Source organism: Citrobacter sp. RHB25-C09 (genome assembly GCF_013836145.1).
Lineage (GTDB): Bacteria > Pseudomonadota > Gammaproteobacteria > Enterobacterales > Enterobacteriaceae > Citrobacter_A.
The window spans coordinates 3,663,600-3,683,111 of sequence record NZ_CP057483.1; the positions used below are offsets into that span (position 1 = coordinate 3,663,600).

General features: G+C 54.8%; 18 protein-coding genes. 5 read left to right on the forward strand and 13 right to left on the reverse strand.

Annotation, left to right across the window (positions count from 1 at the left end):
- Positions 1–216: 216 nt before the first annotated feature.
- Positions 217–876: a ribose-5-phosphate isomerase RpiA gene (gene rpiA / locus HVY19_RS17285; protein WP_181681705.1), complete on the reverse strand. Its 660-nt coding sequence runs from the start codon at positions 874–876 to the stop codon at positions 217–219.
- A 157-nt stretch (positions 877–1,033) separates the two neighbouring features.
- Between rpiA and argP the strand changes: the two genes are divergently transcribed.
- Positions 1,034–1,927, forward strand: a complete 894-nt coding sequence (argP, locus tag HVY19_RS17290; protein ID WP_012908763.1) for a DNA-binding transcriptional regulator ArgP — start codon at positions 1,034–1,036, stop codon at positions 1,925–1,927.
- Here the strand turns inward: argP and nadR are convergent.
- The 3 genes from nadR to serB all read right to left on the reverse strand — a co-directional run bounded on the left by nadR (position 1,918) and on the right by serB (position 5,732).
- The gene (gene nadR, locus HVY19_RS17295) at positions 1,918–3,150 is read right to left on the reverse strand and encodes a multifunctional transcriptional regulator/nicotinamide-nucleotide adenylyltransferase/ribosylnicotinamide kinase NadR (RefSeq protein WP_181681706.1); all 1,233 of its coding nucleotides are present in this window, start codon (positions 3,148–3,150) and stop codon (positions 1,918–1,920) included. The two genes, argP and nadR, sit on opposite strands and share 10 nt — an antisense overlap.
- Before the next feature lie 219 nt (positions 3,151–3,369).
- Positions 3,370–4,752: a DNA repair protein RadA gene (gene radA, locus HVY19_RS17300; RefSeq protein ID WP_181681707.1), complete on the reverse strand. Its 1,383-nt coding sequence runs from the start codon at positions 4,750–4,752 to the stop codon at positions 3,370–3,372.
- A gap of 11 nt (positions 4,753–4,763) precedes the next feature.
- Positions 4,764–5,732 (reverse strand): phosphoserine phosphatase, encoded by a 969-nt coding sequence (gene serB, locus HVY19_RS17305; protein ID WP_181681708.1) that lies wholly within the window; start codon positions 5,730–5,732, stop codon positions 4,764–4,766.
- A gap of 117 nt (positions 5,733–5,849) precedes the next feature.
- Between serB and HVY19_RS17310 the strand changes: the two genes are divergently transcribed.
- Both HVY19_RS17310 and lplA read left to right on the forward strand, forming a co-directional pair.
- Complete coding sequence (locus HVY19_RS17310) at positions 5,850–6,494, forward strand: YtjB family periplasmic protein (protein WP_181681709.1); 645 nt, start codon at positions 5,850–5,852, stop codon at positions 6,492–6,494.
- 25 nt (positions 6,495–6,519) lie between these two features.
- The gene (gene lplA, locus HVY19_RS17315; RefSeq protein WP_181681710.1) at positions 6,520–7,536 is read left to right on the forward strand and encodes a lipoate--protein ligase LplA; all 1,017 of its coding nucleotides are present in this window, start codon (positions 6,520–6,522) and stop codon (positions 7,534–7,536) included.
- 85 nt (positions 7,537–7,621) lie between these two features.
- Here lplA and deoD read toward each other — a convergent pair whose 3' ends face one another.
- The 4 genes from deoD to deoC all read right to left on the reverse strand — a co-directional run bounded on the left by deoD (position 7,622) and on the right by deoC (position 11,997).
- Positions 7,622–8,341, reverse strand: a complete 720-nt coding sequence (gene deoD / locus HVY19_RS17320; protein ID WP_181681711.1) for a purine-nucleoside phosphorylase — start codon at positions 8,339–8,341, stop codon at positions 7,622–7,624.
- A gap of 99 nt (positions 8,342–8,440) precedes the next feature.
- Positions 8,441–9,664, reverse strand: coding sequence for a phosphopentomutase (gene deoB / locus HVY19_RS17325; RefSeq protein ID WP_181681712.1), 1,224 nt, complete (start codon positions 9,662–9,664; stop codon positions 8,441–8,443).
- Positions 9,665–9,714: 50 nt separating this feature from the next.
- Positions 9,715–11,037 (reverse strand): thymidine phosphorylase, encoded by a 1,323-nt coding sequence (gene deoA, locus HVY19_RS17330; RefSeq protein WP_181681713.1) that lies wholly within the window; start codon positions 11,035–11,037, stop codon positions 9,715–9,717.
- A gap of 180 nt (positions 11,038–11,217) precedes the next feature.
- Positions 11,218–11,997 (reverse strand): deoxyribose-phosphate aldolase, encoded by a 780-nt coding sequence (gene deoC, locus HVY19_RS17335; protein ID WP_220132932.1) that lies wholly within the window; start codon positions 11,995–11,997, stop codon positions 11,218–11,220.
- A 263-nt stretch (positions 11,998–12,260) separates the two neighbouring features.
- Between deoC and HVY19_RS17340 the strand changes: the two genes are divergently transcribed.
- Together HVY19_RS17340 and HVY19_RS17345 are read left to right on the forward strand one after the other, a co-directional pair.
- Positions 12,261–13,811: a YjjI family glycine radical enzyme gene (locus tag HVY19_RS17340; protein WP_181681715.1), complete on the forward strand. Its 1,551-nt coding sequence runs from the start codon at positions 12,261–12,263 to the stop codon at positions 13,809–13,811.
- Positions 13,783–14,646 carry a YjjW family glycine radical enzyme activase gene (locus HVY19_RS17345; protein ID WP_181681716.1) on the forward strand — a complete coding sequence of 288 codons (864 nt, stop codon included), beginning with the start codon at positions 13,783–13,785 and terminating at the stop codon, positions 14,644–14,646. The genes HVY19_RS17340 and HVY19_RS17345 overlap by 29 nt, the downstream gene beginning before the upstream one ends.
- Before the next feature lie 65 nt (positions 14,647–14,711).
- On the opposite strand, the gene HVY19_RS17350 is transcribed toward HVY19_RS17345, so the two are convergent.
- The 5 genes from HVY19_RS17350 to prfC all read right to left on the reverse strand — a co-directional run bounded on the left by HVY19_RS17350 (position 14,712) and on the right by prfC (position 19,452).
- Positions 14,712–15,488: a metal-dependent hydrolase gene (locus HVY19_RS17350; protein ID WP_181681717.1), complete on the reverse strand. Its 777-nt coding sequence runs from the start codon at positions 15,486–15,488 to the stop codon at positions 14,712–14,714.
- Positions 15,485–16,540: a patatin family protein gene (locus tag HVY19_RS17355; protein WP_181681718.1), complete on the reverse strand. Its 1,056-nt coding sequence runs from the start codon at positions 16,538–16,540 to the stop codon at positions 15,485–15,487. Before HVY19_RS17355 ends, HVY19_RS17350 begins: the two co-directional genes overlap by 4 nt.
- Positions 16,541–16,660: 120 nt before the next feature.
- Positions 16,661–16,822: a DUF1328 domain-containing protein gene (locus tag HVY19_RS17360; RefSeq protein ID WP_181681719.1), complete on the reverse strand. Its 162-nt coding sequence runs from the start codon at positions 16,820–16,822 to the stop codon at positions 16,661–16,663.
- Positions 16,823–16,950: 128 nt separating this feature from the next.
- On the reverse strand, positions 16,951–17,568 hold the full coding sequence (gene osmY / locus HVY19_RS17365; RefSeq protein ID WP_181681720.1) for a molecular chaperone OsmY: 618 nt from the start codon (positions 17,566–17,568) through the stop codon (positions 16,951–16,953).
- Positions 17,569–17,862: 294 nt separating this feature from the next.
- Positions 17,863–19,452, reverse strand: a complete 1,590-nt coding sequence (gene prfC, locus HVY19_RS17370) for a peptide chain release factor 3 (protein WP_181681721.1) — start codon at positions 19,450–19,452, stop codon at positions 17,863–17,865.
- Positions 19,453–19,512 lie beyond the last annotated feature (60 nt).

The window sequence follows — 19,512 nt, forward strand, 5'->3', positions numbered from 1 at the left end:
ATCCGCCATTCAACATATCAAAAAAAATTATTGCGGCAATATGAACGTTTGCGTCGCCATATTGAGGAATTATCATTCAATGGGAGTTTGTAGAGGAAAATGCTGGAGATAAGGAATTCAACGGCCAGATCTGCAGGGCAAGTTTCTAAACGTGACACATGTCACCAAATTTGCCCTGCGAAAAATTTTTAACAGGGGACAAACGCCCCTGCCCAATCATTTTACGATCGTTTTCACGCCGTCAGCGGTGCCGATTAACGCAACATCTGCGCCGCGGTTAGCAAACAGACCGACAGTGACCACGCCCGGAATGGCATTAATGGCATTTTCCATAGCGATAGGGTCAAGGATTTCCATGCCGTGAACATCGAGGATCACGTTACCGTTGTCGGTCACGACGCCCTGACGATATTCCGGACGACCGCCCAGTTTCACTAACTGGCGAGCGACCGCGCTCCGCGCCATTGGGATCACTTCTACCGGTAGCGGGAAGTTGCCGAGAATAGCCACTTCCTTAGAGGCATCAGCGATACAGATAAATTTCTTCGCCACCGAGGCGATAATTTTTTCACGGGTCAACGCCGCGCCGCCGCCTTTAATCATTTGCATGTGGCCGTTGATTTCATCGGCTCCGTCCACGTAAACGCCCAGGCTATCAACGTCGTTAAGATCAAACACAGGAATGCCGAGGCTTTTAAGTTTTTCGGTGGAAGCATCTGAGCTGGAAACGGCTCCTTCAATCTGGCCTTTCATGGTGCCCAGCGCATCAATAAAGTGTGCGGCGGTTGAACCTGTACCCACACCGACAATGGTGCCGGGTTGTACGTACTGAAGTGCCGCCCATCCTACTGCTTTTTTCAGTTCATCCTGCGTCATGATCGTATCGCCTGTAGAGAAAAAAATTCACGCGCATTATAGACCATTGCACGGAAAAATCTCCCCGCCCCGCTCGCATGCTGCGGATTTCATCTTTACCGAACCCAAATTTATGTCATAGTGCAGAACAAGCAAATTTCAGGAGTGCGTTATAGCAATGAAACGTCCGGACTACAGAACACTACAGGCACTGGATGCGGTCATACGTGAACGTGGGTTTGAGCGCGCAGCACAAAAGCTGTGCATTACCCAATCTGCGGTTTCACAACGCATTAAACAGCTTGAAAATATGTTCGGACAACCGTTGCTGGTGCGAACCGTTCCACCACGCCCTACCGAGCAGGGACAAAAGCTGCTGGCGCTGCTCCGTCAGGTAGAACTGCTGGAAGAGGAGTGGCTGGGCGATGAGCAAACCGGCTCCACGCCGCTGCTGCTGTCGCTGGCGGTCAACGCCGACAGTCTGGCAACCTGGCTGCTGCCCGCGCTCGCGCCGGTGCTGGCCGATTCCCCGATTCGTCTTAATTTACAGGTTGAAGATGAAACGCGCACCCAGGAACGCCTGCGTCGCGGTGAAGTGGTGGGCGCGGTGAGTATTCAACATCAGGCGTTGCCAAGCTGCCTGGTGGATAAGCTCGGCGCACTCGATTATCTGTTTGTCGGTTCGAAGCCCTTTGCCGAACGCTACTTCCCGAACGGCGTAACCCGTTCCGCGCTGCTGAAAGCGCCGGCGGTGGCGTTTGACCATCTGGATGATATGCACCAGGCCTTTCTGCAGCAGAACTTCGATCTGCCGCCGGGCAGCGTGCCGTGCCATATCGTTAACTCGTCGGAAGCCTTTGTGCAGTTGGCGAGACAAGGCACCACCTGCTGTATGATCCCGCATCTGCAAATCGAAAAAGAGCTGGCGAGCGGCGAACTCATCGACTTAACGCCAGGTCTTTTCCAGCGCCGGATGCTCTACTGGCACCGGTTTGCGCCGGAAAGCCGGATGATGCGCAACGTCACCGACGCACTGCTGGCCTACGGGCACAAGGTCCTGCGTCAGGACTGATCGCCCATCATCGCTTTTACCAGTTCGACGCAGCGCAGAAAGCGAGCGTCGTAATCGGACTCTTCGACATGCACGAAGTCAATGTTGTTTTCGTGCAGCATCTCCACCAGTAGCGTCTGAAACTCTTTGCGATCGACGGAGCTGCCCAGGCTTCTCATGCCGTCCGCCACCCACGGGGTATTGTTCTCCAGCAGGATCACCAGGTCAAAGCGGTATTCGTCAATCAGCGCCTGCACGAACGGGTGTTCACGCCCTTCATACTTTTTACAGAAGGCCTGGGTAGTCACAAAATCGGTGTCGATAAAGGCAACTTTATTAGCGTACTTCACTGCAAAATCAATGTATTGCGCATGACCAAGAGCGATTTTATCGTAGTCAGAATACTGAAGCGCCATCTCGTCACCGCCCAGGTGAGAAAAGACATAATCGCGGCCGTATTCCCAGGCACTGGTGGTGTTAAAGATATTTGCCAGCTTATTCACCAGCGTCGACTTACCGCTGGATTCGCCGCCTAACACCGCCACGGTACGAACGAAGAACGGTTTCACTTCAGTCGGGATATATTCCCAGTAGCGGAACGGATTTTCGCGGATCTGCGCACCGCTGATGTTCATAAAGGTACGTTTAGGATCGACGAGCACTGTCTCAATACCCAAATGCTCAAGATACTGCGGCGCATCCGCCTCTTCAGAGGTGTAGATCCAGTTCGGCTGAATCCCCTTCTCCTCCATAAAGGTTTTGATCCCATTACTCCAGACGTCCCAGCCGTGCGGATACGGCTCCATTCCCTCTTCATTGAAGGCATGGATGCGGATATTTTTCTGGTACTTAAACGTCTGGAGCAGCCAGCGCAATCGGTCCGGCACCGTCGGCTGTTGTGACATCGCACTGTCTTCAAACAGGGCGCGGTCACGGGTATCGTCATATCCCATAATGATATGCAGCTCGTCTACCTGGCTACAGGCGCGCTGGATCAGATAGATATGCCCGGTGTGTAGCGGATAGAACTTACCGAACACCACGCCAATGTTTTTCTGCTGACGGGGGAACTCAAGCCCGAGAAAACGGTGCAGCGCCTCCAGTTTTTGTGCGCTGGGGCTTTTAATTTTGGCGTTGAGAAGCTGGCTGAGATAGCCCTTGGTCATGCCGCTGGCGTCCGCCACCTGTTGCAGCGTGCAACCTTTTTGCTTAATGGCGGTTTTGAGATAGTCAAACGATGACACAAGAGCCTCCTGCTGGAAAAAATCGCGTAACACTGCCTGATGGCGCTTCGCTTATCAGGCCTACAGAGTGAAACAAATAATTACCCTATGGATTTCTGCTGGCAGTCACACTGCCTGATGGCGCTTCGCTTATCAGGCCTACCACAGCATCCTGTAGGCCGGATAAGACGCATCGCGTCGCCATCCGGCAAATTATACAACATCAGTACATACAGGGGATTATAAGTCGTCAAACACGCTTAACGCGTCGGAAAGTTTTTTCACGCCAAACACCTGCATCCCTTCCGGCGGTTTTTTCGGGACGTTCGCGGCGGGGACAATTGCCCGGCGAAAGCCGTGCTTCGCTGCTTCGGAGATACGTTCCTGGCCGCTAGGCACAGGACGGATCTCACCCGCCAGGCCCACTTCACCGAAGACCACTAAGTCCTGCGGCAGTGGCCTGTCGCGCAGGCTGGATACCATCGCCAGCAGCAGCGCGAGGTCGGCACTGGTTTCCGTTACCTTTACGCCACCCACCACGTTAACAAAGACGTCCTGGTCCGCCATTTGTAAGCCGCCGTGGCGGTGCAGCACCGCCAGCAGAATCGCCAGTCGGTTTTGCTCAAGGCCAACCGCCACGCGTCTGGGGTTCGCCATCATGGAGTGATCGACCAGCGCCTGAATCTCCACCAGCAGCGGACGAGTGCCTTCCCAGACCACCATCACTGAACTTCCCGAGGTGACTTCATCCCCCCGGCTCAGGAAGATTGCGGAAGGGTTGCTCACTTCGCGTAGCCCCTGTTCGGTCATCGCGAATACGCCCAACTCATTGACCGCACCAAAACGGTTTTTGTGGCTGCGCAGGGTACGAAAACGTGAGTCGGCGTCGCCGTCGAGCAGTACCGAGCAGTCAATACAGTGTTCCAGCACCTTTGGCCCCGCCAGTGAGCCGTCTTTGGTGACGTGACCGACCATAACGATCGCTACGCCGCGTGTTTTTGCGAAACGCGTCAGGTAGGCCGCCGTTTCGCGCACCTGCGCCACGCTGCCAGGCGAAGACTGGATATCCGCCATATGCATCACCTGGATGGAGTCGATCACCATCAGCTTCGGCTGCTCTTCTTCGGCAATCAGACAGATCTGCTCAATGCTGGTTTCAGAGAGCATATTGAGGTTGTTGGTCGGCAGACCGAGACGATGCGCGCGCATCGCCACCTGCTGTAACGACTCTTCGCCGGTGACGTACAACGTTTTCATCTGCTCGGCGAGCCTGCACAGCGTTTGCAGCAGCAGGGTCGATTTCCCCGCGCCGGGGTTACCGCCGATCAGAATGGCACTGCCGGGAACCACACCGCCGCCCAGCACGCGATCGAACTCTTTAAAGCCGGTGGAAAAACGCGGCAGTTCTTCAAGGCTGATGTCGGAGAGCTTCTGGACCTTCGCCCCACCCGCGTTCCCCGCATAGCCGCTGAGTCGCTCATTACGCGCCACCGTCGGCGACGCAGCAAGGCGCACCTCAGTAATGGTGTTCCAGGCGTGACAGGCGCTGCACTGCCCCTGCCAGCGTGGATAATCCGCCCCGCATTCATTACATACAAAGGCGCGTTTTGGAGCTTTTGCCACGGTTTACCTCGTTATTTCTGATTCATGCTGCCAGAGAGAATGCAGAACACACCCATCAGGTCAGCGTGACGGATGGTGATTTCCGTCTTTTCATTCACTTTCGGTTTGGCGTGGTAAGCAATTCCCAACCCCGCCGCTTTGATCATCGGCAGATCGTTGGCGCCATCGCCAATCGCTACCGTCTGCGCCAGAGGGATCTCATACTCCTGCGCCAGACGCGTCAGGGTATTCGCTTTATACTGAGCATCAACGATATCGCCAATCACGTTACCGGTGAATTTCCCGTCCATGATCTCCAGTTCGTTGGCGACCACCGTAGTCAGGCGCAGTTTGTCACGCAGATACTCGGCGAAGAAGGTGAAGCCGCCGGAGGCAATTGCCACCTTCCAGCCCAGCGTTTCCAGCTTCAGCACCAGTTGTGTCAGGCCTGGCATCAGGGGCAGATTTTCACGCACCTGAAGCAGGATATTGGCATCCGCGCCTTTCAGGGTAGCCACGCGGCTGCGCAGGCTGGCGGTGAAATCCAGCTCGCCGCGCATGGCGCGCTCGGTCACTTCCGCCACCATCTCGCCGGTTCCGGCCAGTTTGGCGATCTCATCAATACATTCAATCTGGATGGCGGTGGAATCCATGTCCATCACCAGCAGACCCGGTGTGCGCAAATGCGGAATTTTCCCCAGCGGTGCCACGTCCAGTTGCGCATCGTGCGCCAGCTTGGTAGCGCGCGGCGTCAGCGAGCCTGCCAGACGAATGACCTGATAGTCCTCAACGCACCACGCCGCGACAATCACCATTGCCGCGCCCAGCTTGCTCTGATACTGGGTCAACCGCTGTTTATCCAGCCCGCGTCCGTACAGCAGCCAGCCGCTACGACCTGCGTGGTAATCCAGAGGCATTACCTCGTCACCACTTAAAGAAAGGGGCAAACCTGGCCATAAAGAGACATCTTCAGGCAAATCGCACCAGGTAATGTTAGGCATTAAAGCTCCTGTAAAAACGTTCGGACCGGGAAGAATCCAGGGGAAAATAACGCATGAGGCTACCTTGTAACCATCGCTTCTGGCAACATTAAGCCTCAAATTTTCAGCAGGTGGAATATGGCTCGCGCAAAACTGAAATTCCGACTTCATCGTGCAGTGATTGTTTTGTTCTGTCTCGCACTGCTTGTAGCACTGATGCAGGGGGCGTCCTGGTTCAGTCAGAGCCACCAGCGGCAGCGAAATCCGCAGCTTGAAGAGTTGGCACGTACGCTGGCACATCAGGTGACGTTGAACATCGCACCGCTGATGCGCACCGAAACGCCCGACGAAAAACGGATCAAAAGCGTTCTACAGCAACTGACGCATGAAAGCCGAATTCTGGACGCCGGGGTGTATGATGAACAGGGCGATCTTATCACTCGCGCAGGCGAAAGCGTAAATGTACGCGACCGCCTGGCGCTGGACGGCAAAAAAGCGGGTGGCTATTTCAACCAGCAGATTGTCGAACCTATTCAGGGGAAGAATGGCCCCCTGGGCTACCTCCGCCTGACGCTGGATACCCACACCTTAGCCACCGAGGCCCGGCAGGTGGATAACACCACCAATATTTTACGCCTGATGCTGTTACTCTCGCTCGCAATTGGCGTAGTGCTTACACGAACGCTGCTCCAGGGTAAGCGTACCCGCTGGCAGCAGTCCCCCTTCCTGTTAACCGCCAGCAAGTCGGTACCGGAAGAGGAAGAGAGTGAGAAAAAAGAATAATTGATTACAGGATAAGGAAACCGTTATGTCGTCACTTCGCCTGCTTATTTCTGACTCTTATGACCCCTGGTTTAACCTGGCGGTTGAGGAGTGTATTTTTCGCCAGATGCCTGCCACTCAGCGCGTACTGTTTCTGTGGCGGAATGCCGATACGGTGGTGATTGGCCGCGCGCAAAACCCGTGGAAAGAGTGCAACACTCGCCGGATGGAAGAAGACAACGTGCGTCTGGCGCGCCGCAGCAGCGGCGGTGGTGCGGTATTCCATGACCTCGGCAATACCTGCTTTACCTTTATGGCCGGGAAGCCGGAATACGATAAAACCATCTCGACCTCGATTGTTCTGGATGCCCTGAACGCCCTGGGCGTGGCCGCCGAGGCTTCCGGGCGTAACGATCTGGTGGTAAAGACGCCGGATGGCGATCGCAAAGTTTCCGGCTCGGCCTATCGCGAAACCAAAGATCGTGGTTTCCACCACGGTACGTTGCTGCTGAATGCCGACCTCAGCCGTCTGGCAAATTATCTCAATCCCGATAAAAAGAAGCTCGCGGCGAAAGGGATTACTTCCGTTCGTTCCCGCGTGACTAACCTCACCGAGCTGTTGCCGGGCGTTACACATGAACAGGTTTGTACGGCGATAACAGACGCCTTTTTTGCTCACTATGGAGAACGCGTTGCGGCGGAGATCATTTCTCCGGACAAAACGCCGGACCTCCCCAACTTCGCCGAGACGTTTGCTCGCCAGAGCAGTTGGGAGTGGAACTTTGGCCAGGCGCCAGCTTTCTCGCACCTGCTGGATGAGCGCTTCACCTGGGGTGGCGTGGAACTGCACTTCGACGTTGAGAAAGGGCATATCACCCGCACGCAGGTCTTCACAGATAGCCTGAATCCAGCGCCCTTAGAAGCATTAGCAGGACGGTTGCAGGGCTGTTTGTATCGGGCGGATATGCTGCAGCAGGAGTGCGACGCATTGATCGGTGATTTTCCGGATCAGGAAAAAGAAATGCGGGAACTGTCGGCGTGGATTGCGCAGGCCGTGCGCTAATAAAAAAGCCCGCTGGCGCTGCGCTTAGCGGGCCTACCAAACCGTAGGCCGGGTCAGGCGAAGCCGCCACCCGGCACAACCACTCTTACGCTTTATCGCCCAGCAGAACAGATTCCAGCGCGATTTTAATCATGTCATTGAAGGTGGTCTGACGCTCAGCAGCCGTAGTCTGCTCGTGCGTGCGGATGTGGTCAGAAACGGTGCAGATGGTCAGCGCTTTCGCACCAAACTCAGCCGCCACGCCGTAGATGCCCGCCGCTTCCATTTCTACGCCCAGAATGCCGTACTTTTCCATCACGTCGAACATTTCGCCGTCCGGAGAGTAGAACAGGTCCGCAGAGAACAGGTTGCCCACGCGAGCATCAACGCCCAGCGCTTTCGCCGCGTCTACCGCGTCACGCACCATGTCGAAGTCGGCAATCGCTGCAAAGTCATGATCTTTAAAGCGAATACGGTTCACTTTAGAGTCAGTGCAGGCGCCCATACCGATCACGATGTCGCGCAGCTTAACGTCCATGCGCACTGCGCCGCAGGATCCTACACGGATGATTTTCTTCACGCCGAAATCGGTGATCAGCTCTTTGGTGTAGATAGAGCAGGATGGGATGCCCATGCCGTGCCCCATTACGGAGATTTTGCGGCCCTTATAGGTACCAGTGAAGCCCAGCATGCCGCGAACGTTGTTCACTTCACGCACATCTTCGAGGAAAGTTTCTGCAATGTGCTTCGCGCGCAGCGGGTCGCCCGGCATCAATACGACGTCAGCGAAATCACCCATTTCTGCATTAATGTGAGGAGTTGCCATCTTTTATCCTTATCTCGTTGTTATTGCCTGATGGCGGCTACGCCTTATCAGGCCTACAAAACCGTAGGCCCGGTAAGCTTGCGCCGCCGGGCAATTGCATTACAGCATGTTTTTACCGTAGTCCATTGGTGACGTACCGAACCAGGTCGCCAGCGTCTGGCCGATATCCGCGAAGGTTTCACGGTGACCCAGTGAACCCGGCTTAACTTTCGGGCCATAGATCAGTACCGGAATGTGCTCACGCGTGTGATCGGTCCCGGTCCAGCTCGGGTCACAGCCGTGGTCAGCGGTGAGGATCAGAATGTCGTCTTCACCCACCAGTTCCATCAACTCCGGCAGACGACGGTCAAACAGTTCCAGACCTGCGGCATAACCGGCGATATCACGACGGTGGCCCCATGAGGAGTCAAAGTCGACGAAGTTGGTGAAGACAATGGTCTTGTCACCCGCTTCTTTCATCTCTTTGATCGTGGCGTCGAACAGCGCGTCCAGACCGGTGGCTTTCACTTTTTTGGTGATGCCGCAGTTGGCGTAGATGTCGGCAATTTTACCCACGGAAACGACCTGCCCGTCCTTCTCATCAACCAGTTTCTGTAGCACGGTCGGCGCTGGCGGTTCAACGGCCAGATCGTGACGGTTACCGGTACGCTGGAAGTTACCCGCTTTGTCGCCAATAAACGGACGCGCGATAACGCGGCCGATGTTGTAGCCACCTTCCGTTAACTCTTCACGGGCGATTTCGCACAGTTCGTAAAGTTTATCCAGGCCGTAAGTTTCTTCATGACAGGCAATCTGGAATACGGAGTCAGCGGAGGTATAGAAAATCGGCTTGCCGGTTTTCATATGCTCTTCGCCGAGTTCATCCAGAATCACAGTACCGGAAGAGTGGCAGTTGCCCAGGTAGCCCGGCAGGTTGGCGCGTTCGACCAGTTTGTCCAGCAGTTCCTGCGGGAAGCTGTTCTGATGTTCAGGGAAGTAACCCCAGTCGAACAGAACCGGAACACCGGCGATTTCCCAGTGGCCGGACGGGGTGTCTTTCCCGGAAGAGAGTTCATGCGCCCAGGCGTAGGCTCCTACGACTTCCGCGTTACCGTCCATACCGGCAGCGATTTTTCCGGTAGAACCTTCATGCGCTTTTACCAGACCCAGGCGGGTCAGGTTTGGCAAATTCAGTGGACCTTTGCGCCCGTTGTCGGCTTCGCCTTTGGCACAGGCTTCAGCGATGTGCCCCATGGTGTCGGAGCCCACGTCGCCGAAGCGATCCGCGTCTTCCGTCGCACCAATACCAAAGGAGTCCAGCACCATAATAAATGCACGTTTCATCTTGTTCTCCCTATTCTGCGCTGCAAAAAAGCGATCAGATCAGTATATAACTATTCGGTAATGCGACGATAGACCGTTGGTGTGCTTTCCGGTGCTTTATCGTCAAGGATAATTGCCGCTTTGACGGCTTTCGCTGCTTCCTGCCAGCTGGTTTCGTCTTTCGCGTGGATCACCGCCAGCGGACGTTGACCGTCAACGCTGTCGCCCAGACGCGCCATATCCGTAAAGCCGACGCTGTAATCAATGGTGTCCGATGCCTGACGACGACCGCCGCCCATAGACACGACAGCCATCCCGAGCGCGCGGGTGTCCATGGCGCTGACAAAGCCTTCGGTATCGGCATAAACCGCTTTGCTGAGCATCGCCGTCGGCAGGTATTTCGCGTAGTTTTCGACGAAATCGGTCGGTCCTTTCTGGGCGGCAACCATGCGACCAAAAATTTCAGCCGCTTTGCCGTTGTCCAGCACGGCCTGCAGTTTCGCACGCGCTTCTGCGTCGTCTTTAGCGAGCTTGCCGGAGATCAGCATCTCCACGCACAGCGCCATGGTGACGTCGAACAGACGCGGGTTACGGTATTCACCGGTCAGGAACTGCACCGCTTCACGCACTTCTACCGCATTACCCGCGCTGGAAGCCAGCACCTGGTTCATGTCGGTGAGCAGCGCCGTGGTCTTCACGCCCGCGCCGTTGGAGACGCCAACGATCGCTTCAGCAAGCGCTTCAGAGAGTTCGTAGGTCGGCATAAACGCGCCGCTACCCACTTTCACATCCATGACCAGCGCATCCAGACCTTCTGCCAGTTTCTTCGCCAGGATAGAGGCGGTGATCAGCGGAATAGAATCAACGGTCGCGGTGATATCGCGAGTGGCGTAAAAACGCTTATCTGCCGGAGCGAGTGAGCTGGTCTGGCCGATAATCGCCACACCCACGTCTTTAATAATTTCGCGGAAGCGGTTGTCGTCCGGGAAGATATCGAAGCCCGGAATGGCTTCCAGTTTGTCGAGGGTGCCGCCGGTATGACCCAGGCCGCGCCCGGAGATCATCGGAATATAGCCGCCGCAGGCCGCAACCATTGGGCCAAGCATCAGTGACGTGACATCACCGACCCCACCGGTGGAGTGTTTGTCCACAATCGGGCCGTTCAGATTCAGGCTCTTCCAGTCCAGTACGGTTCCGGAATCCCGCATCGCCATGGTCAGCGAAACGCGTTCTGGCATTGTCATATCGTGGAAGAAGATGGTCATCGCCAGGGCGGCAATCTGCCCTTCAGAAACAGTATTGTCGCGAATGCCGTTGATAAAGAAGCGGATCTCTTCATCGCTTAATGCCTGACCATCACGTTTTTTACGAATAATTTCTTGTGCGAGAAACACGGTAACCCCCGAAAAATCAGGTTAAATGCAGCGGAACACCCACTGCGATGATTGATTACTCTAAATAATTCGAGTCGCAGGAAGGCGGCAAAGGAGCTCATCCCCAGGAGCTTACTACAGTAAGTGACTGGGGTGAGGGAGTGCAGCTAACGCACCTGCGGCTTGAAGTATGACGAGTAATTAGTAGCTGCTTGCGCTCTTACCATCGCCATGACCCAGCGCTTTCAGCAGGCTGGCCAGCAGGCTGGACGCGCCGAAACGGTAGTGACGGGAATCCGCCCAGTCCGCACCGAACAGTTCATCAGCAATCGCCAGGAACTGCTGCGCGTCTTCAGCGGTACGCACACCACCCGCCGGTTTGAAGCCCACGGTTTTCTCTACGCCCATATCGCGAATGACTTCCATCATGATGCGTGCGCTTTCCGGCGTCGCGTTCACCGGCACTTTACCGGTAGAGGTTTTGATAAAGTCCGCACCCGCTTTGATGGAGATTTCAGACGCTTTGCGAATCAGTGCTTCTTCTTTCAGTTCACCGGTTTCGATGATCACTTTGAGCAGCACGTTTGCCGCGGCACAAGCGTCTTTACAAGCTTTCACCAGGTCAAAACCGACCTGCTCGTTGCCGGCAATCAGCGCGCGGTACGGGAATACCACATCAACTTCATCCGCGCCGTAAGCAATCGCCGCACGGGTTTCTGCCAGGGCGATTTCAATGTCGTCGTTACCGTGCGGGAAGTTAGTAACGGTCGCAATGCGGATCTCCGGCGTACCCTGCTCTTTCAATGTTTTACGAGCAATCGGGATAAAGCGCGGGTAGATGCAGATGGCTGCGGTGTTGCCCACCGGAGTTTTCGCCTGATGACACAGCGCGATCACTTTTTCATTAGTGTCGTCATCATTCAGGGTGGTCAGATCCATCAGTTTCAGTGCGCGCAGGCTGCTTGCGGTTAAATCGGTCATAACATTCTCCAACGGCATCGCCGTAGTAAATTCTCACCTTGCGGGTCTGTTAGTATTCTAACATCCACCCGCGGTTACACTTCGATATACATCACAGTTAATGAAAACTACGTGCAAATTTGCATTACTGTAATGAGATCGAAGTCAAACTTTTCCCCTTTACTGCCTTGTTCTTCTTCTCACAGGCGCATCAGGATCAAAGGTAGCAGAGGCACATCTTTCTAAAATGCTGCCACGATCTCTGGCAGATAAAAGGAACCCGGATGCCTACCTCAAGCGAAATCGCACTGCAACAGCGTTGCCAGCAAATTGTCACCAGTTCCGTGCTCAACCCGCAGCAGAAGCGTCATTTTCTGGCGCTGGAAGCAGAAAATAATCTGCCCTACCCTGCGCTCCCGGCAGAGGCCCGACAGGCGCTGGACGACGGGGTTATCTGCGATATGTTCGAAGGCCACGCGCCGTATAAACCGCGCTATGTGCTCCCCGATTACGCCCGTTTTCTCGCCAACGGCTCGGCATGGCTGGAGCTGGAAGGTGCGAAAGATCTCGACGATGCGTTATCCCTGCTCACCATCCTGTACCACCATGTTCCTTCAGTGACATCAATGCCGGTTTACCTCGGCCATCTCGATGCGCTACTGCAACCTTATGTTAGAATTCTAACACAAGAAGAGATCGATAGCCGAATAAAACGTTTCTGGCGGTATCTCGACCGAACCCTGCCGGACGCGTTTATGCATGCCAATATCGGTCCCGCAGATACGCCCATCACTCGTGCAATCTTACGCGCTGATGCTGAACTAAAGCAGGTAGCGCCTAACCTGACGTTTATCTACGATCCTGACATTACCCCAGAGGATTTGCTGCTGGAGGTGGCAAAAAACATCTGCGAGTGCAGTAAACCGCATATTTCTAACGGCCCGATAAATGATAAAATTTTCACAAAATGCCAATACGGTATCGTAAGTTGTTACAACTCGTTGCCGCTTGCCGGAGGCGGCAGCACGCTGGTTCGTCTCAACCTGAAGGCCATCGCGGAGCGCAGTAGATCTGTTGATGACTTCTTTACCCGCACGCTACCGCACTACTGCCAGCAGCAAATCGCCATCATCAATGCGCGATGTGAATTCCTCTATGAAAAATCACACTTCTTTGAGAATAGCTTCCTGGTGCAGGAAGGGTTGATCGATCCCGATCGCTTTGTGCCGATGTTTGGCATGTACGGCCTGGCGGAAGCGGTCAATGTGCTGTGCGAACAAGCGGGCATGAAGGCACGCTACGGGAAAGATGAGGCTGCCAATGAACTGGGATATCGCATTAGCGCTCAGCTCGCAGATTTCGTCGAGAACACGCCGGTGAAATATGGCTGGAAACAACGCGCGCTGCTGCATGCCCAGTCGGGGATCAGCTCGGATGTTGGTACCACGCCCGGTGCGCGTCTGCCTTATGGCGATGAACCGGACCCGATCACCCACCTGCAAACCGTCGCACCGCATCATGCGTACTATCATTCCGGCATCAGCGATATTCTGACGCTTGATGAAACAATTAAACGCAACCCGCAGGCACTGGTACAGCTTTGTCTCGGCGCCTTCCGGGCCGGAATGCGCGAATTTACCGCCAACGTCAGCGGTAACGATCTGGTGCGCGTTACCGGTTACATGGTGCGTCTGTCGGATCTGGAAAAATACCGCGCCGAAGGTTCGCGGACCAATACCACCTGGCTGGGCGAAGAAGCGGCGCGCAATACGCGTATTCTGGAACGGCAACCACGCGTGATGAGCCATGAACAGCAGATGCGCTTTAGTCAGTAAGATCATCCCCTTTTCCTGCGTCGATGGGCCAGGCAGTCGCCTGGCGCTGTTCCTGCAAGGGTGTAATCTGCGCTGTAAAAATTGCCATAACCCGTGGACGATGGGGCGATGTAACCACTGCGCCGAATGTGTTCCGCAGTGTCCACATCAGGCGCTGACTCTCAACGCAGATAAGGTCGTCTGGCAGGCTGATATTTGCCAGCAGTGTGATACCTGTTTACAGATGTGCCCGCAGCAGGCCACGCCGATGGCGCAGACCATGAGCGTTGAGGATGTTCTGCGTCAGATCCGTCAGGTTGTGCCGTTTATTGAAGGGATCACCGTCAGCGGCGGTGAGGCCACGACGCAGTTGCCTTTTGTGATCGCCCTGTTTTCGGCCATCAAAGCAGATCCGCAGTTACAGTCGCTCAGTTGTCTGGTCGACAGTAATGGGTTGCTGAGTGAAACCGGCTGGGAAAAACTGCTGCCAGTTTGTGACGGCGTGATGCTTGATCTCAAAACGTGGGACAGCACGTGCCACAGGCGGCTCACCGGACGGGATAACGTGCAGATTAAGCACAGCATCTCTTATTTGGCTGAGCACAGGAAACTGGCGGAACTCCGATTGCTGGTGATTCCGGGTCAGGCAGATTATCTGCAGCATAGTGATTCACTTGCCGCTTTCATCAGGGAACTGGGCGATGTGCCAGTACGTCTGAATGCTTTTCACGCGCACGGGGTGTATGGCGAGGCTCGTGACTGGCGAAGCGCAACGCCAGAAGATGTGGAAATTCTGGCGGGTGCATTGCAGGAACGCGGGGTGGAAAAGCTGATATTTCCGGCGCTGTATTTGTGAAATGCCGGATGGCACGGTTCGTCATTCGTAGGCCGGATAAGACGCGGAGCGTCGCTATGCGGCAGTCAGAAGTCAAATAACGACACCGTATTGCGGTACAACGCATCTGCTATCACATCTGAAGGTTCCGCGCGCAATTCGCATAACACGTCAAACACACGGGCCGCCTGCTCCGGGCGGTTCGGTTGCCCCTGAAAGCCATTCAGCGGCATATCCGGCGCATCCGTTTCCAGTAACAGCGCCGAAAGCGGTAGCTGTGCCATCACCTCGCGGGTTTTACTGGCTCGCGGATAGGTGATCGTGCCACCGACGCCAATTTTGTATCCCAATTGCACGAAACGCTCTGCCTGTTGCAGGCTTCCCGAAAAACCATGAACCACCCCGGTTCGCGGTAGATCCTGACGTTTAAGATGCATCGCCAGCTTATCGTGAGTGCGTCGGGAATGGAGGAGCACCGGCAGATCGTAACGCTTCGCCAGTTTTAATTGCGCGTCTAAAAATTCCTCCTGCTTTGCAAACTGCGGATCTTCACGGTACAAATCCAGCCCGATCTCACCCACAGCCACTACCTTTTCCGGCCGCGCCTCCAGAGCTTCCTGCAGGCGTTCCAGGCAGTTCTGGGTGTGCCGCTCTATCACAATGGGATGCAGGCCCAGCGCCCCATACAGAGTCGGATAGCGCTCCGCCAGCGCCAGGACGCGGGGAAAATTGCTCGCTTCGGTTGCCGGAACAATGATTTTCTCGACGCTGGCGTCAGCCGCCCGCTGAAGACTGGCAGGTTCATCGCCCGTAAAGGGAGGAAAATCAAAATGGCAGTGGGTATCAATGAAGCGAAAATTCACGCCAGATCCTCATTCGTGAAGGTAGTGTCATTGGCCTGTGGGGCAGCGGTAACGGCGGTCGCAACCAGCGTATCATTGGCGACAGGCGCAGGCGGGACCACCACCGGCAGATGACGCAACAGAGGCGGTTTTTCCGCTAACAGTTTCCCCACCGTCGCCAAAAAATAGCGCCCACACAGTCGTCCAAGTTTGTAGTCTTCGCGCAGCGCCGGGATGCGACTCCCCAAAGCCATACTCTGTAGCGGTTTCGGCGGATATATTTCAAAGATGCGCAATTTTCCCGGCGGTTTTTCGATGAATCGCTGGATATCTGTATAGCTGGCTTCATGATGCTGCACCAGGTTGACCAACGGTTGCAGGCTGCTCTCCCCCAACCAGCGCTCCATATGCTTAAACCATTGTGGGGTGTAATACATTTGCGAAGGGACGGTACGGATCACCACTATCGTTTTCGCCCCCTGCCGCGCCGCCTCGCGAACCGGAATGGCGTCGCTGACGCCGCCGTCGAGATAATTGATGCCATCCAGCGCCACGCCGCTGCGATAAAACCCAGGGATTGCACTCGAAGCACGCAGTATATCCAGCCAGTTCTGTGGCGTCGGCGAGAAATAACTTGCTGAATAGTCATCGCCCCGACAGGCGCACATATAGAATTTTTTACCCGCATCAAACAGACGAGACGCGGTATCCATTTTCAGCGGCATCTGCCCGGCAGTGGATTCCACCAGCCAGTCCAGATCAATGAGATTACCGCCGCGCACAAAACGAACCGGATCAAAAAACTCGCGTTTCGTGGTGTAGCGCATGATGACTTTGCGCCCATAGCCAGGTTGGTTGCACAGATACGCGGAGAGATTTTGCGCTCCCGCCGAAGTCCCGTAGTAAAGATCAAAAGGATTGAACTGCGCACGCATGAATTCGTCCAGCACACCTGCTGTAAAAATTCCCCGCTGTCCCCCGCCCTCACACACCAGTGCCTGGCGGCCCGGTGAAAATTTTCTCAACGATAACGGCGCAATATTGCCGAGCGTGACGGGTATACGCTGTCCCACCTTTGCCCTCCTTTCTTCTCTTTTTTAGGGCGACAAAGTAACGCAAATCTACGGCGTCATAAACCGCAAAAGCCAGTCCAAAGGACTGGCTATCTTGCAACTTTACTTTACGGAAAGTGGCTACGGCCGTTTACGCCCGGTAAACAGGCTGACCAGGAACAGAATGATCCCGACGACGAAGACAATTTTCGCCGCGCTCGCAGCAGTACCGGCTAACCCCCCGAAACCCAGAGCGGCGGCAATTAACGCGATAACCAGAAATATGATGCCCCAACGAAACATAGACGTCTCCTTTACCATAGTTAATGTCGACCGCTTATCATGAGCGCTCAGGCTACTCATTTGCGATATTGTTGGTCTGGTACATATCTCACCTCCCAACACATGTCAGGAGGTGGAATTAAAAGTATTTATTTTGTTTTCAGATCGTTTTTGACGCTTTTCACGCCATCAACGGCTTTGGCAATGCTCTCGGCACGCTCAATTTGTGCCTGAGAATCCACGGTGCCGGAAAGTTGCACCACGCCGTCGGTCGTTTCAACTTTCACTTTCCGGGAAGGCACGATGTCATCCGCGAGCAGCTTGGCTTTGACTTCGCTGGTGGTCGCCGTGTCGCCAGCGTACCCTTTCACAGAACTCTCTTTGCTGTCGCGAACGTGCAGTTTGTCACTGACGGAGGTCACCCCTTCAACGCCTTTCGCCACTTTCACCGCTTCTTCCGCCTGTGTCTGGCTTTCGACAAAACCACTTAACGTCACGACTTTCTGCTCGGTTTTCACCGAAATATCGGTACTTTTGATGTTTTCATGATCCACCAGTGCCGCTTTAACTTTGGCGGTAATGGCGCTGTCATCCATGAAATTACCGACTTTATTCATAGAGCTATCGACTTTTTGCCCTGCGCTTTCAGTACCGGATTGCGCTTTATCCGTGGTCGCGTTTTCTGCATACGCAGAACCCGTTGCCACAGCGGAAGTTAGCATCACGGCCAGCAGAGTTTTAGAAATCTTCAGTCTTGTCATAGTCATCGATGTAGTCCTGCATTGAGTGTGTGAATGTAAAACCTGCAAATCAGTTATTAATATCGCGACTCTGATAGAGATCAGCTTTAAGCACTTAATCCTATGCATTGAACGGTATTTAAAGCCGATATTTATGTCATCGCTTTGTTAAATATAGATCACAATTTTGAAACCGCTCGGCCAACCGTTTAAAAAACAGCCAAACATAAGCAAAACAGCGGGATTTAAGAACAATCCGCAAGCGGCTAATAAGGCAGGGAAAGTGACAGAGCGCAGCGGATGCCGCGCTCTGAAGAAGGATTAATGCTCGCGAGTTTTACGGAACTGAACGTCCGGGTAACGTTCTTGCGTCAGGTTGAGGTTGACCATGGTCGGGGCGATATAGGTGAGGTTATCGCCGCCATCCAGCGCCAGTTGCACTTCGTTCTTACGCTTGAACTCTTCGAATTTCTTGGCGTCGGCGCACTCGACCCAGCGCGCGGTAGCAACGTTGACAGACTCATAGATGGCCTCAACGTTGTATTCACTCTTCAGACGCGCCACAACCACGTCGAACTGCAGGACACCGACCGCCCCCACAATCAGATCGTTGTTGCTGATAGGACGGAAGACCTGCACAGCCCCTTCTTCTGAAAGCTGTACCAGACCTTTCAACAACTGCTTCTGCTTCAGCGGATCTTTCAGGCGGATACGACGGAACAGTTCCGGTGCGAAGTTCGGAATACCGGTGAACTTCATCATCTCGCCCTGGGTGAAGGTATCGCCAATCTGGATGGTGCCATGGTTGTGCAGACCGAGAATATCGCCCGGGTACGCTTCTTCCACGTGAGAACGGTCGCCCGCCATAAAGGTCAGAGCGTCCGAGATCACCACGTCTTTGCCGATACGGACCTGGCGCATTTTCATGCCCTTCTCGTATTTGCCGGAAACGACGCGCATAAAGGCCACACGGTCACGGTGTTTCGGGTCCATGTTGGCCTGGATCTTGAAGACGAAGCCCGTGAATTTCTCTTCTTTAGCTTCCACCACACGGGTATCGGTTTTACGCGGCATCGGCGCAGGCGCCCACTCCACGAGACCGTCCAGCATGTGGTCTACACCAAAGTTGCCCAGCGCGGTACCAAAGAACACCGGCGTGATTTCGCCCGCGAGGAACAGCTCTTTATCAAATTCGTTTGATGCGCCCTGCACCAGTTCCAGCTCGTCGCGAAGCTGCTGCGCCAGATCTTCACCCACCGCCGCGTCGAGATCCGGGTTGCTCAGACCTTTAACGATGCGCACTTCCTGGATGGTATGGCCTTTCCCGGTCTGGTAGAGGTAGGTTTCGTCTTTATAGAGGTGGTAGACCCCTTTGAACAGCTTGCCGCAGCCAATCGGCCAGGTGATTGGCGCGCAGCCAATCTTCAGCTCGTTCTCCACTTCGTCCAGCAACTCCATTGGGTCACGGATGTCGCGGTCGAGTTTGTTCATAAAGGTCAGGATCGGCGTGTCGCGCAGACGGGTAACTTCCATCAGCTTACGGGTACGATCCTCAACGCCTTTTGCGGCGTCGATGACCATCAGGCAGCAGTCCACCGCCGTCAGGGTACGATAGGTATCTTCGGAGAAGTCTTCGTGCCCCGGGGTGTCGAGCAGGTTCACCAGGCAATCATGATACGGAAACTGCATCACGGAGGTGGTAATAGAAATACCACGCTGCTTTTCCATCTCCATCCAGTCAGATTTCGCGTGCTGGCTGGAGCCACGGCCTTTAACCGTCCCGGCAGTCTGGATCGCCTGTCCGAACAGCAGCACCTTCTCGGTGATGGTCGTTTTACCGGCATCCGGGTGAGAAATAATGGCAAAAGTGCGGCGCTTGGCCACCTCCTGCAAATAAGGAGACAACGTCATAATGGTTTCTTCTTAGTAAACGCGGCGTCGCGCCGCGCATGTGGAATACGAAAAATTGCG

Excerpts from the sequence above, each read along its gene's own strand:
- rpiA (WP_181681705.1), bottom strand. The coding sequence starts at position 876 with ATGACGCAGGATGAACTGAAAAAAGCAGTAGGATGGGCGGCACTTCAG.
- argP (WP_012908763.1), top strand. The coding sequence starts at position 1,034 with ATGAAACGTCCGGACTACAGAACACTACAGGCACTGGATGCGGTCATA.
- serB (WP_181681708.1), bottom strand. The coding sequence starts at position 5,732 with ATGCCTAACATTACCTGGTGCGATTTGCCTGAAGATGTCTCTTTATGG.
- HVY19_RS17310 (WP_181681709.1), top strand. The coding sequence starts at position 5,850 with ATGGCTCGCGCAAAACTGAAATTCCGACTTCATCGTGCAGTGATTGTT.
- lplA (WP_181681710.1), top strand. The coding sequence starts at position 6,520 with ATGTCGTCACTTCGCCTGCTTATTTCTGACTCTTATGACCCCTGGTTT.
- deoD (WP_181681711.1), bottom strand. The coding sequence starts at position 8,341 with ATGGCAACTCCTCACATTAATGCAGAAATGGGTGATTTCGCTGACGTC.
- deoB (WP_181681712.1), bottom strand. The coding sequence starts at position 9,664 with ATGAAACGTGCATTTATTATGGTGCTGGACTCCTTTGGTATTGGTGCG.
- deoC (WP_220132932.1), bottom strand. The coding sequence starts at position 11,997 with ATGACCGATTTAACCGCAAGCAGCCTGCGCGCACTGAAACTGATGGAT.
- HVY19_RS17340 (WP_181681715.1), top strand. The coding sequence starts at position 12,261 with ATGCCTACCTCAAGCGAAATCGCACTGCAACAGCGTTGCCAGCAAATT.
- HVY19_RS17345 (WP_181681716.1), top strand. The coding sequence starts at position 13,783 with ATGAACAGCAGATGCGCTTTAGTCAGTAAGATCATCCCCTTTTCCTGC.
- HVY19_RS17360 (WP_181681719.1), bottom strand. The coding sequence starts at position 16,822 with ATGTTTCGTTGGGGCATCATATTTCTGGTTATCGCGTTAATTGCCGCC.
- osmY (WP_181681720.1), bottom strand. The coding sequence starts at position 17,568 with ATGACTATGACAAGACTGAAGATTTCTAAAACTCTGCTGGCCGTGATG.
- prfC (WP_181681721.1), bottom strand. The coding sequence starts at position 19,452 with ATGACGTTGTCTCCTTATTTGCAGGAGGTGGCCAAGCGCCGCACTTTT.